12 protein-coding genes and 2 pseudogenes are annotated in these 14,522 nt (G+C 69.9%); 7 read left to right on the top strand and 7 right to left on the bottom strand.

Annotated features, from left to right (window positions below):
• Nucleotides 1-215 precede the first annotated feature (215 nt).
• The gene (locus GR130_RS07540) at nt 216-1,064 is read right to left on the bottom strand and encodes a PadR family transcriptional regulator (RefSeq protein WP_159503982.1); all 849 of its coding nucleotides are present in this window, start codon (nt 1,062-1,064) and stop codon (nt 216-218) included.
• 108 nt (nt 1,065-1,172) lie between these two features.
• Here GR130_RS07540 and GR130_RS07535 point away from each other — a divergent pair, with 108 nt between their 5' ends.
• Both GR130_RS07535 and GR130_RS07530 read left to right on the top strand, forming a co-directional pair.
• Nucleotides 1,173-1,661 (top strand): hypothetical protein, encoded by a 489-nt coding sequence (locus tag GR130_RS07535; protein WP_159503981.1) that lies wholly within the window; start codon nt 1,173-1,175, stop codon nt 1,659-1,661.
• Nucleotides 1,662-1,695: 34 nt separating this feature from the next.
• Nucleotides 1,696-2,892: an FAD-dependent oxidoreductase gene (locus GR130_RS07530; RefSeq protein WP_159503980.1), complete on the top strand. Its 1,197-nt coding sequence runs from the start codon at nt 1,696-1,698 to the stop codon at nt 2,890-2,892.
• A gap of 63 nt (nt 2,893-2,955) precedes the next feature.
• On the opposite strand, the pseudogene GR130_RS41770 reads toward GR130_RS07530, so the two are convergent.
• Nucleotides 2,956-3,057 (bottom strand): annotated as a pseudogene (locus GR130_RS41770) (helix-turn-helix domain-containing protein); the annotation flags it as partial.
• Between the two features lie 303 nt (nt 3,058-3,360).
• On the opposite strand from GR130_RS41770, the gene GR130_RS07520 reads away from it, so the two are divergent.
• Together GR130_RS07520 and GR130_RS07515 are read left to right on the top strand one after the other, a co-directional pair.
• The gene (locus GR130_RS07520; RefSeq protein WP_159503978.1) at nt 3,361-5,052 is read left to right on the top strand and encodes a serine/threonine-protein kinase; all 1,692 of its coding nucleotides are present in this window, start codon (nt 3,361-3,363) and stop codon (nt 5,050-5,052) included.
• 424 nt (nt 5,053-5,476) lie between these two features.
• Nucleotides 5,477-6,244, top strand: a complete 768-nt coding sequence (locus GR130_RS07515; RefSeq protein WP_159503977.1) for a GNAT family N-acetyltransferase — start codon at nt 5,477-5,479, stop codon at nt 6,242-6,244.
• A 312-nt stretch (nt 6,245-6,556) separates the two neighbouring features.
• Here GR130_RS07515 and GR130_RS39710 read toward each other — a convergent pair whose 3' ends face one another.
• The 3 genes from GR130_RS39710 to GR130_RS07500 all read right to left on the bottom strand — a co-directional run bounded on the left by GR130_RS39710 (nt 6,557) and on the right by GR130_RS07500 (nt 9,069).
• Nucleotides 6,557-7,600 (bottom strand): hypothetical protein, encoded by a 1,044-nt coding sequence (locus GR130_RS39710; protein WP_201304827.1) that lies wholly within the window; start codon nt 7,598-7,600, stop codon nt 6,557-6,559.
• Nucleotides 7,601-8,046: 446 nt separating this feature from the next.
• Nucleotides 8,047-8,406, bottom strand: coding sequence for a DoxX family protein (locus tag GR130_RS07505; protein WP_159503975.1), 360 nt, complete (start codon nt 8,404-8,406; stop codon nt 8,047-8,049).
• Nucleotides 8,407-8,574: 168 nt separating this feature from the next.
• Nucleotides 8,575-9,069, bottom strand: coding sequence for a cupin domain-containing protein (locus GR130_RS07500; RefSeq protein ID WP_201304826.1), 495 nt, complete (start codon nt 9,067-9,069; stop codon nt 8,575-8,577).
• An 81-nt stretch (nt 9,070-9,150) separates the two neighbouring features.
• On the opposite strand from GR130_RS07500, the gene GR130_RS07495 reads away from it, so the two are divergent.
• Nucleotides 9,151-10,002 carry a LysR substrate-binding domain-containing protein gene (locus GR130_RS07495; protein WP_236572909.1) on the top strand — a complete coding sequence of 284 codons (852 nt, stop codon included), beginning with the start codon at nt 9,151-9,153 and terminating at the stop codon, nt 10,000-10,002.
• A 509-nt stretch (nt 10,003-10,511) separates the two neighbouring features.
• Here the strand turns inward: GR130_RS07495 and GR130_RS07490 are convergent.
• Nucleotides 10,512-11,450 carry a phospholipid scramblase-related protein gene (locus GR130_RS07490; RefSeq protein WP_159503973.1) on the bottom strand — a complete coding sequence of 313 codons (939 nt, stop codon included), beginning with the start codon at nt 11,448-11,450 and terminating at the stop codon, nt 10,512-10,514.
• Nucleotides 11,451-11,669: 219 nt separating this feature from the next.
• Here GR130_RS07490 and GR130_RS07485 point away from each other — a divergent pair.
• Nucleotides 11,670-12,326: pseudogene (locus GR130_RS07485) on the top strand (amidohydrolase); the annotation flags it as partial.
• Here GR130_RS07485 and GR130_RS07480 read toward each other — a convergent pair.
• Nucleotides 12,310-13,029, bottom strand: coding sequence for a TetR/AcrR family transcriptional regulator (locus tag GR130_RS07480; RefSeq protein WP_159503972.1), 720 nt, complete (start codon nt 13,027-13,029; stop codon nt 12,310-12,312). The pseudogene GR130_RS07485 and the gene GR130_RS07480 overlap by 17 nt on opposite strands.
• Before the next feature lie 106 nt (nt 13,030-13,135).
• On the opposite strand from GR130_RS07480, the gene GR130_RS07475 reads away from it, so the two are divergent.
• Nucleotides 13,136-14,215, top strand: a complete 1,080-nt coding sequence (locus tag GR130_RS07475) for an alpha/beta hydrolase (protein ID WP_159503971.1) — start codon at nt 13,136-13,138, stop codon at nt 14,213-14,215.
• Nucleotides 14,216-14,522: the final 307 nt, after the last annotated feature.

Below are 14,522 nucleotides of genomic sequence, written 5' to 3'. Positions count from 1 at the left end.
TCGCGCGACCCCGCGTTCAACGATTCCTTCCCTTCCTTCCTCGCCGCCACGACCGGAGCACTGACCACCCACGCATCGCCGCGGCAGAGGCGGAACGCGTGTCCAAGGTTCTTCGCCACTGGTGCGGTTGGCCGGTCCCCGTCCAACCGGTCATAGCGATCGTCGGGGCATCCCGCATCGACTTTGCCGGAGCAGCGGCCTCCGGTGAAGCGCGTTCACGCCCGGCCCCCTGCCATCACCGACGGCCACTTCGACGACCCCCGCCGACCTGGCGGAGACGGGGAACCCTTGAGGCGGGGGGAACCTTCGAGACGGGGGGAGCCTTCGAGACGGGGGAGCCTTCCGGGGAGTACGGACCCCTCAGGTCCATGCCCCGGGGGTTCGCTGTGGGGCACGGCTCGCGGCCGCTGTAAGTCGCGGTCCGGCTTTGAGGACGCTTGGCCGGCCAGGGCCTGCCGCCCGGTGTTCTGGGCGAGACGGGTCAGTTCGTCGAGCGTCCAGCTCAGCCGACCGCTGCGCAGATCGTCCGTGACGGCGCGGATCCAGTCCAGTTCTGCGGCGGTCATCGCGCGCAGATACTCCTCTTCGAGCGTGGTCACCCGCGGAAGGCCGTGGACCTCCGCCTGCTCCGCCAAGGACCTGTCGTGCGCGTCAACGGTCCGCGCGAGGACCGCGGCGCGCTGTTCCAGCACGTCGAGGGCCTCCTCCGGGGCGAGCAGGAGGACGAAGGACAGCGCGGCGGGGAACTGCGGGAACTCCTGCTTCGGTGCGGCCAGCATCTCGTTGAGCCAGACGCGCATGGCCGAGCGCCCCGCGTCGGTCGGCTCGTACACCGTCCGCTCGGGGTACTGCTGGTCGCGGCCGGTTTCCCGGACCGTGACCAGGCCCGCGGCGAGCAGCCGGTCGATCGTCCGGTAGAGGCTCGCGCGCTGGCCGACATTGACGACCTGGCCCTTCCCCCACCGCTTGATCAACCTCTGGATTCCGTACGGGTGCAGCGGCTGGAAGTGCAGCAGGGCCAGCACGGTCAGGGCCAGCGGGGAGCTTCGGGGAGGGGCGCTCATGTCCGCACACTACCCACCGCGAAACTAGTTGACACGAGACTAGTTCCACTGCAACTATCAAACCCGACGGGAAAGAGCAGGCACCACCAGCGGACGGAGACCACGGAGATGACCACCAGCACGGAGACGACCGCCGCCACCGAGCGCATTCACGCCGACCACACCGTGACCAAGCGGCTGGGCAACTGGACCCGCGCCGGACACATCCAGGTGCGCGCCCGCCGGGGCCTGGCCGTGCTCGACCTGCGCTCCCCGGACCTGCCCGACGACATCGAGCTCCGCCTTGAACTCCAGCGCGCCACGGTCAAGTTGCTGGTGCCGGACGACGCCGTCGTCGAGCACTGGGACCTGCACTGGACCGCCCGCGGCAAGGTCAAGGACGCACAGGTCCGGACCGCCGACGAACCGGCCCTCGCCGGCGCCCGTCGGATCCGTCTGGCCGGTGTCGCAACCGACAGCGAGGTCCGCGTGCACCGCGGCGGCATCGCGGTCCTCAGCGCCATGTGCTCCCGCGCCTATCTGGAGGACCTGCGGCTCGCCCACAGGACGGGCGGTCACCCGACCGTCGACGACCCGGCACGCTCGCACAGCCACTGAACATCCGACCCAGGTGCGGGAAAGGGGCAGACACATGAGCGCGATCAGGACGGCGGCCGTCATCGGAGGCGGCATAGCCGGACCGGTAACGGCTCTCGCACTGCGCAGGGCGGGCATCGAGGCGACCGTCTACGAGGCCTACGAGAACACGGCGGACGGCCTCGGCGGCATGCTGATGGTCGCCCCGAACGGGCTCGACGCCCTCGAAGTCGTCGGCGTGGAACGGGGCTTGGCCGGTCAGCCGATCCACCGCATGGTCATGACCGACGGACGGGGCCGGCGGATGGGAGAGTTCGGAGGGCTGACGGGCCTGCCACCCAGCCGGGTGATGTGGCGTGCCGACCTGTACGGGGCGGTGCGCGAGCGGGCCGCCGCGGCGGGCGTACAGACCGTGTACGGCAAGCGGCTGGCCGGGGTCGAGGAAACCCCGGGGGGCGTCATGGCCGAGTTCGCCGACGGGACCCGGGTGACCGCGGACGTGCTGGTCGGGGCCGACGGCATCCGGTCGACGGTCCGGCAGCTGATCGACCCGGCGGCACCCGGCCCCCGGTACACCGGCCTGCTCGGTTTCGGCGCGTACTCGGAGGCGGAGGTCCCTCAGGCGCGGCCGGACACCATGTACTTCGCTTTCGGCGAGCAGGCGTTTCTCGGCTACTGGCCGGTGCCCGGCGGAGGCACCGCCTGGTTCGGCAACCTGCCGTACGACGAGCCGCTCGGCGCGGAGCAGGCCCGCGCGACGCCGCCGGCCGCGTGGATGCGGATCCTGCGGGAGAAGTACGCCGAGGACGTGCCCGGCCGCGATCTGCTCCAGGGCACCCGCGACGACGAACTCCTCACCTTCGGAGGGCTGGAGATCCTGCCTCCGGTTCCGAAGTGGTACCGCGGCCGGATGGTCCTGGTCGGCGACGCGGCCCACGCGCCGTCCTCCAGTTCCGGACAGGGCGCGTCCCTGGCGGTGGAGAGCGCGGTGCAGCTGGCGCGGTGTCTGCGGGACATCCCCGACGCGGGCGCGGCGTTCGCGGCGTACGAGCAGCTACGGCGGGGCAGGGTGGAGAAGGTCGCGGCCCAGGCCGCGAAGACCAACAGTCAGAAGTCGATGGGGCCGGTGGCGACGAAGATCATGGCCTTGCTGATGCCGCTGGCGACGCGGACGTTCCTGACGCCGGAGAAGATGTTCGGCTGGACGCACCGTTACCGGATCGACTGGGACGAGCCCGTGGTGCCCGCCTGACGCCGCGCGGCAGTGGGCCTCCCGGACGGCTTCCGGAGCCGCGCCATCGCCTAGGGCGAAGTTGTACCCGCACCGGGCCGCGTTGGCGTAGTGCTCAAGGACAGTGGTCTGGGCGGGAGTTGGATCGAGTGCGAACCGGTGGGCTCGTACGGTTTCCGCGGTCATCGGACGATCGTCTCGTAGGCCACTGGCAATCGTCGGCGACGGGCGAGCGATCAGCCTCGGACAGCGGCGCGGGGGGGCCGTGTCGATCGCTACGCGAAGCGCGCTCAGCGCCTTGTCGGCCGTCTCGGTGCCATCGTGGGTTGAGCGGTCCGGGTGTGGCTGAGCGTCCTGGTTCCCTCGGTCACACTGACGGACTTGGCCATCACCGCCTGCTCTGTATTCCCGATTCCCGGCGTGATCTCAAGCGGACCTATACTCCCCCTGCTCGGCCGACAAGGTGCACAGGGGAAGCACGGGGGAAGCATGACGGTCTTCGAGAACCTCGACTACATGGTGATATCGCTGGGGTCGGGCCTCTTGGTCGTGACCGTGCTGACGCTGGTGGTGCGAATGGCATCACTGCCGCTGCTGTTGCGCGCTCAACGGGCTGCACGTCAGCGGGCGTTGGCGACCGTCGGCGGGGGTGCGTCGCCAGACGGGTTCTCGGCGGCAGCCGTCGGGGAGCTGGTGCTCGGAGTCGGCGGCGCCATCGGGCTGGCACTCCTGCTGCTCGGCGATTTCGTCTCCGGCTTCGACGTGCTGATACAGCCCATCGGTATCGGCTCGGTGGGAGCCTTCGCCCTGGCCAGGGAGTTGGACATCCCCGCCGGAACCGCACAGCTCTGGCTGCTCGTCGGCGGGATCCCGATCCTGGCGCTCTGGGTCCTTCTCTGGCTGCTGACGCAGCGCAACCTGCTGAACGTCCGGATGCCTGCGGGGTCTTGGCCCTCGCCCTCGACGCGTGGTCGGCTGGTCGGCCTGTTTCTTCTTCGTGTGGTGCTCGGCGTGTTCGTACCGGTCGGGGTGGTGGTGGCCGCCTTGCTGTTCCAGGCCGTCGCAGTCGTGACCAGTTGGAGGCTCCGGTCCGCCGCCGCCCCGGTTCCGCTCCAACCCGCCCCGTACGGTCCGCCCTCCCCGTACGCACAGACGGTGCAGTCCGCGCAGCCCGTCCCGTACGTGCCGCCCGTTCCGGCCTCTCCGCCCGCGCAGCCCAGCGCGCACGTACCGACCCAGGCCGACCGGAGCGCCGGTGCCGCGCCACAGGTCGCATACCAGGAGCTGCACCCGAACGAGCCGCGGACGATCGCCGGGTACCAGTTGCTCGGCCGGATCGGGTCCGGTGGGATGGGCACGGTGTATCTCGCCCGGCGCGAGGGCGCGGCGACGCAGGTGGCTCTGAAGACCATCCACCCCGAACTCCTGGACCACGCCGAGCTGCTGCGCCGCTTCGAGCGCGAAGCGGAGGTGCTGGCCATGGTCTCCGGCGCCTACACCGCCCGGGTGCTCGATGCCGGGGTCGACGCCGGACGGCCGTACCTGGCCATGGAGTTGCTGGACGGGCGGCCCCTCGACGTCCATCTGCGCGAGCAGGGACCGATCCGCTCTCCCGAGGCCCTGCGGGCCCTGGCGCTGGCCCTGGCCGTGGCCCTGTCCGGGGTGCACCGGCTCGGCCTGGTCCACCGGGACCTCAAGCCCGCCAACATCATGCTGACCACCGCCGGACCGCGCCTGCTCGACTTCGGCATCGCGGCGATCGTCGACGGCACGCGGCTCACCCGCACCGGCGGCGGACCGGGGACGTTGACGTACATGGCGCCGGAGCAGTTCGGCGACGAGCCCGTCGGCCCGACCGCCGATGTCTGGGCATGGGCGTGCTGCGTGGTGTGCGCGGCGCACGGCACCAGCCCGTTCGCGGCGACCAGCACGGGTGCGGTGATCCGCCGAATCGTGGACACCGGGCCCGAGCCCGCCGGGCTGGAAGCAGTGCAGGCGCTCGACCCGGCTCTCGCGGCCGCCGTCGGGCGGGCGCTGACCGCCGATCCGGCGGGGCGCCCGGCGGACGGCGCTGCCCTGGTGGAACTGCTGACCGCCCACCAAGGGCCGGGCCACACACTCCCGGACGTGAACACCGTCCGGGACCAGATCACCCAGGGCTGGCGCACGCTGGCGCTCTGAGCACCAGATCACCCCATGTCGTCACTTCGTACCAGTGGGCCGGGTCCTTTTCCCGAAGCCTCCGGTACACCGGGTAGGGGTCGGGGATGGTCGCCATGTCCAGGGGGCGTAGTGCGCAGAAAGCGTCATGAGCCGTGCGTTTCCACCAGTTGCCCGTGGCCGCGGCCACCGAGGAGAAGGGCCGAACCCGAAACCCGCCCGGACCGCCCGAAGCAGTTCGGCAGGTCGTAAGGCGGCTGTCGGGAAAGTGACCGAAGCGAAGTGACTGGTCAGATCAGAAGTGGTCGTAGCGCATAGCCACTTCCTTTCCGCATACCTCGAACGTGATGCTGAGCGGAATTGCGATTACGCGTGAGGGGGCATCCCTTCAGGCCACCGCGGTCGAGGGGCTCACATTCCAGCGGTGGCTGTTCGCGTTGTCCCTATGACGTTCAGCGACGAGCCGGGAGGCGTGCGCCGGAGGCGTAATGAAGGTCTGATGCGGCTGCGCGCGGTGCCAAGAGGACGAGGCCGCCGCGTCCTCGAAGAGGTGTCCGGAACCTGCCCGTGCGGTGTTGCCGGGCCTGCGGCGGTCGGCCACCTTGTGCATCCCACAGGTGAGGAGAGTTCGTTGACGTATCCCCTCCGTCTGGTCGGCGACAAGGTCACGGTGCGCGAGTTCCGCATCGAGGACGTCGACGACATGCAGCGCGTTTTCGGCGATGACCGAGTGACCAAGTGGCTGTCGTTCGACAGCCGCGACCGCAGCGAGACCCAGGCCAGGATCGAAGGCGCGATCAAGAACGCTCAGCTCTCCCCTCGGACCGAGTTCTACCTGGCGGTGACCAAGCGCGACGACGACCGTGCGATCGGCTTCGTCCGCCTCGTGCGCTCCGGCTCCCAAGGCGAGGACATCGGCTGTGCCATCGCGGCGGACGAATGGGGCCGCGGCTACAGCACCGATGCCCACCTTGTGATCCTCGACTTCGCCTTCGGGAGCCTTGGCCTGGAGCGGGTCAGCGGGTGGATCCCCCTCGACAACACGAAGAGGATCACGTCACTCGTCGAGGGTGGATCTCTCGCGAGGCTCGGGTTCAGGACCGACCGGGTGGCGCGCAGGCACGAGTTCATCAACGGAGCGTGGCGGGACTGCAATCTGAACTCCGTGAGCGCGGAGGAGTGGAGTCACCGTCGCCAGACGCGACGAGACTGATCCCCTCGGTCGAAGGCGCCGTCGACCTCGCACCCGCCCTCATACGGCTGGCTGCCGTAGGGGCGCATCTCCTCGCCAACTCGCGGTCACGCGGACGTGAGGGACAACACGGCCTCGATGGCGGAGGCATGGCAACCACCGAGACCTCGTCCTGGTCGACAACCCGTTGTCCGGCATGTTCGGCCAAGCCGTGTTCTGCGGATCCTGTCCCCGAACGTCAAATGCAAACCGCTTCTTGCGCGCGTCGCAGGCTGCCTACGGCCACCAGGCGTCCGCGTCCCGGGAGGGCGGCGCCAGTGGCTGGCGGAGCGGTCAGCTCTCAAAGGTGATTTTGACGTAGCCGTGGCCTCCGGGGGTGCCGGGTTTGCCGTCAGCGCCGGTGGATCCGTTGGCTCCTGGCGCGGCGGTGTGCTGCATGCTGACTGATCCTTCGCCGCCACCGCCGTGTGCGCCGCCGTTGCCTCCGTGACCGCCGGTTCCGCCGGTTCCGATGCCTGCGGCAGGCGGGGCGACTGTGGGCTGGGCTTGGTCCGAGGCTGGGATGCCGCCGGCTTCCGGCCCGCGCGGGCCGTAGGGGCCGGTCATGCCGTCGCCGCCAGCGGAGCCCGCCCCTCCGGGGGTGTTCTTGGCATCGGACTCAGTGGAGTCGGGGCAGGCGCTTTTGAGGTCGACTACTTGGGAGGCTCGGCTGGCTCCTCCGGCGCCCCCGTTCCCGTCTGTCCCCTTCGCGCCCTTCTTGTCCGTGCCGCCACGGCCCGGAGCGCCGGGCTTGCCGGGCTGTGCCGGATGCCCTGTGGCGCCGCCCTGGGCGAACGCGAGTGGGAAGGTCCTGGGGGCACGGCTGTCTGGATTGTCGGTGCCGACCCCCAGTCGGAGGTAGATCTTTGAGGCGTCGCCGCCGTCTGCGTGCGGTTCTGGGCCGGTCTGGCCGGCTTGGCCGTCGCTTCCGTTCGAGGTGCCGATGCCGAGGACCCCGTTGGTGCCCCTGGCGCCTCCGGTTCCTCCGGTGCCCCCCTTGCCCTGGGCTGCCGGTGTGTCTTCCGCTGCCACATGAACCCGGGCGATCAGTGGATGCTGAGCGACCACCGGTACTACGCAGCGGGTGTATCCGCCGGCGCCGCCACCGGCACCGGCGCCGCCGCCACCACCGGCGCCGCCCCTGCCGCCCTCGCCCCCCTCGGCGGCGCCGAGGTTGAGCTCGTTGGCCCCGGCGCCACCGCCTCCGCCCCCTCCGCCGCCACCGCCCGCACCCGATGCTCCCGCAGCGCCACCACCCCACGCCTCGATGATCATGCGCTTCGTCTCGGGCGGAATGGTGAACCGGTAGTCAGTGCCAGAGGGCTTGTCGAACACCAAGGTGCGCTCCTGCCCGCTAGCGGCAGCGCCAGCCACGCCACCGTGCACCGGCAAGGCGCCCTTACTCCGCCCCTGCGCCTGAACCGTGCCTGCCGTGCACGTCGCTGCTACGGCCAGGGCGGCCAGACCAGCCAGCACCTGCCTCATCGGCGCCATGGAGCACCAACTCCTCTCAGAGGAACGGAAGTTGAGCGGAGGCTACCTATTCGGAGGCATGCATATGCTCACACCTACGAGTGAAATGTCCCCTCAGACGTCTGCCGGCGGCTCTTCGGCTCCGCGTCACGCTGATCAGGGCGGGTGGCTTTGTTCACGAGTTGCGACAGCAGATGTACGCGTCACCGAGCAGCGCGTCGATGGCGGCGTGTTCGATGTTCAGGAGAAGTGACAGCGGCCGTGGGGCGGCCGGTCCGCAGGTGCATCCACCGGTCGAGGACCGTGCTCGATCATGGCCCGGTGGCCAGCCAGATGGTCACGGCCGCAGCGGCGGCGAGTCCGATGTTGAGTGTGATCCGGCGGTCTTCGGCGGTCAGGTGGACGGCGATCGCACCGGTCTGCAGGAGTACGAAGCCTGTGGCCGCGGCCGGCGCCAGCGAGGGGGCGATGCTGGTCAGTGGCGGCAGGATCAGGCCGGTCGCGCCAAGTACTTCGACCGTCCCCAGCGCCCTAACGGCGGGCAAGGGCATTCGGTCGACCCAGGCCATCATCGGTCGGAGTTGATCGCGGCTGCGGAGTACCTTCAGCGTGCCTGCGTAGAAGTAGAAGAGGGCGAGCGGTCCCGCGACGATCCAATAGGCGATGTTCATGGTTTCCGTTCATGGGCCGCCGGTTCCCGGAGACCCGTCGATTGCATCGATTGCCAGAAGAGGCGTGGAGAAGGCCCGGTCCGTCGTCCGAGGGACCCGGACGCCGGAAGGCGGGAGCGCCACGCCCCCGCCGGTCGTAAGGAGGGCGGCCGGGCCGTTCCGTCGGCTTCAGGCGAGGTCGGTGGCAGGCTCGGTCGCGTAGCGGCTCATCGCGTCGATGTTGGCCTGTGGCGTCAGCGGCCGGCCGCCGGCGAGCACGTCCTGGAGGTCTCGGAAGTACTGCACGTACAGGTCGGGGGTGAATGTGCTGAGCATGACGGCGGGTTGGTCGGTCAGGTTAGCGAAGGTGTGCGGGGTGCCGGGCGGAACCATCACGAGCGTGCCCGTGGTGGCGTCGCGGTCCTCGTCCCCGACGGTGAACCGCACGGTGCCGGAGAGGATGTAGAAGCCCTCGTCGTGTTGGGCGTGGCGGTGCTGCGGCGGTCCCTGGGTGTGCGGGGCGAGGACGGACTCGGCGATCGCGAGACGGTGCCCGGTGTGGCTTCCGTCCTCCAGGACGCGCATGCGCGTGGTGCCGAGGACGATCGTCTCGCCGTCGTCGGGACCCACCACCGATACGGCGGGGTCGGCCTGCGGTTCGTTGGTCCTTGCTTCTTCGGTCATGTTCACGAGTGCACCGCCGGAGCCTCACGGCTGTCCAAGACCCATCCCGCAGCGCCGATACCTCGTGGGTATCGTTGCAGTGTGGAGCTACGGACCTTGCGCTACTTCGTGGCCGTCGCCGAGGAACTCCACTTCGGCCGAGCCGCCAGCCGACTGCACATGAGCCAGCCGCCGCTGAGCCGGGCGATCAAGCAGCTGGAGGCCGATGTCGGGGCCCTGCTGTTCGCCCGTTCGCCTGCCGGCGTCACGCTCACCCCAGTGGGCACGGTGCTGCTCGACGAGGCACGAGCCCTACTCGACCATGCCGACCGCGTCCGTGCACGCGTGAGCGCGGCGGCCGGCGTCGCGACCATCACCGTCGGCATCCTGGCCGACGGCACCGACCCGGGAGTGCCCAGGCTGGCCGCCGCCTACCGCCGAAGCCACCCCGGCATCGACATCCGCATCCGCGACACCGATCTGACCGACCCAACGTGCGGGCTGCGCGCCGGACTGGTCGACGTCGCCTTGACCCGGGCGCCGTTCGACGAAACTGCCCTGACGGTGCGGGCGCTGCGGACCGATCCGGTCGGAGTGGTCCTGCGCGCCGACGATCCACTGGCCCGCCGCGACCGGCTGCGGCTGGCCGAGCTGAGCGACCGCCGCTGGTTCCAGTTCCCGCAGGGCACCGACCCCATCTGGCAGTCGTACTGGAACGGCGGCACGCCGCGCGAGGGCCCGGTGGTGCGTGCCGTCCAGGAATGCCTGCAGGCCGTGCTGTGGAACGGCACGGTCGGCCTGGCCCCGCTCGGACACGACCTGCCCGCGGAGTTCGCCGTGGTACCGCTGATCGACATGACGCCGAGCCGAGTGGTGGCGGTGTGGAACGAAGGTGACACCAACCCGTTGATCCGATCCTTCATCGAGATCGCGACGGCCGCGTACCGCCACTGAGCACCGGCAACCGGTGCTGCCACAGCTCGTGAACAATTCGAACGCTGCGGCTCTCGGGACTGCCTCCCGAAGTGGTGAACATGTGCTGTTCCTTCTCGCATACAGAGCCAGGGCGGGTGTCCGTTGTCATCGAATCGAGTCGTTTGACAGCGAAGTCAGTCCGCTGCGGTTCTGCGCCACCGAAGATGACCCACGACGTCAAGCCCACGGTCGTGGAACTGGAGGCCCAGGGGCTCCCCCAGAGGGAGATCTGGCGCGGCAGGATTAACCAGAGGCGGTCGCGGAGGGGGCTGGGTAGCATCCGCAGTCGCTGGCCTCCACCACCCAATGGTGAAGGAACCTGCGACGACGCCATCATCGCGATCCAGCGCACACCGGTCCCGCACCCCCGCCACCACCTGGGAATGTTCGACCACGCCGACGGCTCCGGCCGCTGAGTACAGGCACCGCCCCCGGCGCGACGCCCATGTCACGGACAGCGCCCAAGCGCCTGTCCGGTGGGTGAGGGCCTAGGCGTTGCCGTCCTTGTCGGGCTTGAGCATGGTGTCCACGGTGAGCGCACCCGCCAGCGCCAGCGAGCGCAGGGGTTCGTCCATCGGACGCAGCACCTGGATGTAGTAGTAGTCCTGGCCGCCGATGCCCTCCAGGATCACGTCGAGCAGCGTCCGGGCGATCCGGGCCACCGGCGTACCCGTGTGGTCGGTGATCGTAAAGCTGAAGTGGATCCAGTTCTCCGCTCGGATGTGCCCGACGGTATGGCCGTTGGCCACCAGGTCGAAGCTGATCCGGCCGATCACTTCCTGCTGGACAATCTCGCCCACCGGCGACCCGTCCGGGCGGGCGACCGCCACCCGGGCCTTGAGGACCTTGGTACCCCGGCTCAGCACCAGGAACGGGACACCGGCCGCGTCCCGGATCTCGAACTTGCGGGAGAGGTAGCGGTCCATGCTGCTCATGAAGCGCAGCGCCTTGCGAGCAGCGTTCTGGCCGGTCTCGGCGACCGAACCGATCTGGTTGCCCTGCTGATCGCAGACCGCGTAACTGGTGCTGATGTCGACCCACTTGAAGTCCTGGTCGACCCTGAAGATCTCGGCCGACAACAGGGCCTCGGGACCGCCGCCCGCCTGCTGATAGGCCGACTGCGGCTGCGGGTACTGCGGTTGCGCGTACTGCTGCTGTTGAGCCGGCGCCGCCTGCGCGTACTGCTGCTGAGCCGGGGCCTGCGGGTACTGCTGCTGGGCGGGCGCCTGCGGCGGGTACTGCTGCTGGGCCGGCGGCTGCGGATACGCGGGTGCCGGGGCGGCCGGCTGCGCATACACCGGGGCCTGCGGCGCGGGCGGCGGCGACGCCTGGGTGTGTTCGGTCCAGCGATAGCCGTCCCACCAGCGCACAACCGGGGCACCGTACGGATCCTGATACCAGCCTGGGGGAACTGCTGTCTGCGTCACGCCGAGAGCCTAGCCGCCGCCACTGACACCGGGTACAGCGGGCACTACCCGTTCTCGCTCAAGCGCCTTGACGGCACGTCACCGGCGGCATCCGGCAACGAAAGCGTCCCGGGGTAGCGCGTCCAACGCCCGTCGGCGGGCGGGAACAAGCCCCGTTCCAACGCCGTCACGACGGCGGCGTCGGGCGGATCGCCCCGGACGGGAAGATCGACGAGTTCGCCCTACCCGATCGCAGCTCACGCCCGCACGCCATCACACGATGCCGCGCGACGCCTGGCCGCCGAGATCGGCACGCTCGCCACGGTGCCACTCCCGCAGACCCCTGCGGACATCGAGCGGATAGTCGCCGACGCCCAGACGCCCAACGGGCCGCTGGCCCGGTTCGTGGCCGTTCGGGCCAGAGCACAGGAGGCCACGGTGAGCGTGTCCTACCGCTGCTGGCCGCAGGAGCGTTACACGGAGGTACGCGAGGACATCCGCCGACTGGCCACGTCGTACACGGGGGCCGGGGTCAGCTTCCCCACCGATCCGTTCCCCGCCATGGTCTACCCAGAGCACGACGCCCGCATGCTCGCCCGCCGCGTGCGCCGCACACTGGGCCCGGACGCGGTCACCGTGCTCCATGCCGCGTTCCCGCCCTTCAGCGGCGAGGACTTCGCCCTCTACCTGGACCGTGTCCCCGGCACGTTCACCTTCCTTGGCGTCCGTGCCCCCGGCGCACCCATCACAACCGCCTACCCGCACTACCCCGACTTCGCCCCGGACGAGCGAGCCATCGGCATCGGCGTACGGGCGATGGCAGGCTGGATCGCGCAGCGGACCCACAGGGCCCAGGACTTGCACGGGGCGGCCGGCGGCTCTAGGAGCGGTCGATGAGGGTCTGGACGCCGTCGAGGATCCGGTCGAGGCCGAACTCCAGGGGGTCGGCGGTGTCGGGGGCGAAGGCGCCTGCGGCGATGGCGCGGGTCAGAGCGGGGAAGCGGTCGGCGTGCCGGTCGAGCAGTTCTCCGGTGAGGTAGCTCCACTCCTGGCTGTGCTCCTCGTCGAAGTCGAGCAACTGCTGGACATGGGTGCGCACAAAGCCGGCGACGAGAAGGAAGACCCGGTGCTGCTGGCCGGCCGTGAGGCCGGTGGGCTCCAGGGCCGCGAGCGCCGCGTCCAGCCAGCCGAGCTGGTTCGGCCCCATGACCTGGCGGCGCATCGAGATGGCCGCCAGCAGCCAGGGGTGGGCCCGATGGATGCGCTCGGACTGGCGAGCCCACTCGATGATCCGTGGCCGCCAGCCACTACCTGCCGCTGACAGATCGGGCGCCTCGGCGAGAACCGACTCGACCATCAACTCGACCAGTTCGGCCTTGCCCGGCACATAGCGGTACAGCGCCATCGCCGACACGCCGAACTCGGCGGCGACCTTGCTCATGGAGACGGCCGTCAGATCCTCGGCGTCGGCGATGGCCACGGCGGCCTCCGCGATACGCAAGGGAGTCAGGCTCGGCTTGGGGCCGCGGGTCGGCTGCTCCTGCTCCCCCCACAGCAACGCGATGCTCGCGCGCAGGTCACGCGCCTTCTCCTTGGCCATGCGGCCCTCCCTCTCGACGGCAGTCGGTGATGCCCGTTGACGCCACCCACAACTGTATATACCGTAAACGCAACTGCTGATGACATAAACAGTTGGGGGAACCGTCATGCTCGCCACCATCCTCACCGCCTCCGCCGCCACCCTGGCCACGCCCGTCGCCGGCCTGCTGGGCTACCGCCAGGCCAAGCGCACCGCGAACGCCAAGCGGCTGCGCATCACCTCCCCGAACGGCATCGACGAGTCCGGGTTCGTCCGCATCGGCGGCATCGACCAGTGGGTCTCCGTCCGCGGGGAGGACCGACGCAACCCTGTGATCCTGGAGATCCATGGCGGCCCCGGCGCGTCCAACCTGATCTACGCCTCGTGCACGCGGGCCTGGGAGCGCCACTTCACCGTCGTGCGGTGGGACATGCGCGGCGCCGCCAAGACCTTCGGCCACGGCGGCCCGGCCGGACAGGGCGAGCTGACCCTCGACCGCCTCCACCGGGACGCCGTCGAAGTGACCGAGCACGTCCGTGCCCGGCTCGGCGTCGAGAAGGTCCTGCTGGTCGCCAACTCCATGGGGACCGTTCTCGGACTCCGCCTCGCCCGCAACCACCCCGAGCTGTACTCCGCCTACGTCGGCACCGACCAGAACGTCGTCGCGGGCGGACGCGACCGCCCGGCCTACCACTCCCTGCTCGGCCGCCTGCGGAAGGCAGGCAAGCGCAAGGAGCTCGCCGCCGTCACCGCGATGGGCCCCGATGCCTCAACCTGGAGCGTGCACCAGTGGTCGCAGTACAACAAGCTCGTCGTCACCACCGACCCGTTGACCTTCGACACGATGAAGACCGTAGTGATCCGCTCGCTGTGGTTCTCTCCCCTGCACACGCTTCGCGGGCTCCGGACCTACCTGAAAGGCATGGATTTCTCGGAGCCGCTCGGGCTCCAGGCCGCGACCGTCGACGAGTGGGCCGAGGGCACCGCGTTCCGGATCCCGTTCTTCGTCTTCCAGGGCGACAGCGACGTCCTCACCCCGCCCGAACCGGCCCGTCGGTTCTTCGACGACGTGACCGCCCCCGTGAAGGACTTCGCACTCATCCGGAACGCCAGCCACTTCGCGTCCTTCCGCCACCCCGACCAATTCCTCGACCTGATGCTCACCAAGGTCCGCCCGGCGATCACCAGCGAGCCACTCGCCAGGTGACGCGCCGCTCCCCACATCACCGCCGCCCCTGCCCAAGACTGCGCGGCCGCCGCTGACCCTGGTTGCAGTTACGGTTGCATTCACCTCCGTCCAGCACCGTTCAGAGCCGGTTCGACGTGGCGCTCCGCCGCTGTCGAGACGTCTACGGCCCCCCGGACAGCCGTCTCATTCGACCACTGATCCACGAACCCCAATGGGCGAGGGGTGACACCCCCGCCACCTGGGGCGGTTGACAGCCCTCCGACAGTTCCACAGCGGCGCGATCGTCCGCACTTCCCTCGCTACTTCCGGTGCGGACAGGATGTCG

The organism is Streptomyces sp. GS7 (assembly GCF_009834125.1).
Taxonomy (GTDB): domain Bacteria; phylum Actinomycetota; class Actinomycetes; order Streptomycetales; family Streptomycetaceae; genus Streptomyces.
Note: the sequence above shows the minus strand (reverse complement) of the source record. Positions and strands in the feature narration are given on the sequence as shown.

Bases quoted from the DNA above. Each gene is read 5' to 3' on its own strand.
- GR130_RS07540 (WP_159503982.1), bottom strand. From the start codon at position 1,064: ATGAGCGCCCCTCCCCGAAGCTCCCCGCTGGCCCTGACCGTGCTGGCC.
- GR130_RS07535 (WP_159503981.1), top strand. From the start codon at position 1,173: ATGACCACCAGCACGGAGACGACCGCCGCCACCGAGCGCATTCACGCC.
- GR130_RS07530 (WP_159503980.1), top strand. From the start codon at position 1,696: ATGAGCGCGATCAGGACGGCGGCCGTCATCGGAGGCGGCATAGCCGGA.
- GR130_RS07520 (WP_159503978.1), top strand. From the start codon at position 3,361: ATGACGGTCTTCGAGAACCTCGACTACATGGTGATATCGCTGGGGTCG.
- GR130_RS07515 (WP_159503977.1), top strand. From the start codon at position 5,477: ATGACGTTCAGCGACGAGCCGGGAGGCGTGCGCCGGAGGCGTAATGAA.
- GR130_RS07505 (WP_159503975.1), bottom strand. From the start codon at position 8,406: ATGAACATCGCCTATTGGATCGTCGCGGGACCGCTCGCCCTCTTCTAC.
- GR130_RS07500 (WP_201304826.1), bottom strand. From the start codon at position 9,069: ATGACCGAAGAAGCAAGGACCAACGAACCGCAGGCCGACCCCGCCGTA.
- GR130_RS07480 (WP_159503972.1), bottom strand. From the start codon at position 13,029: ATGGCCAAGGAGAAGGCGCGTGACCTGCGCGCGAGCATCGCGTTGCTG.
- GR130_RS07475 (WP_159503971.1), top strand. From the start codon at position 13,136: ATGCTCGCCACCATCCTCACCGCCTCCGCCGCCACCCTGGCCACGCCC.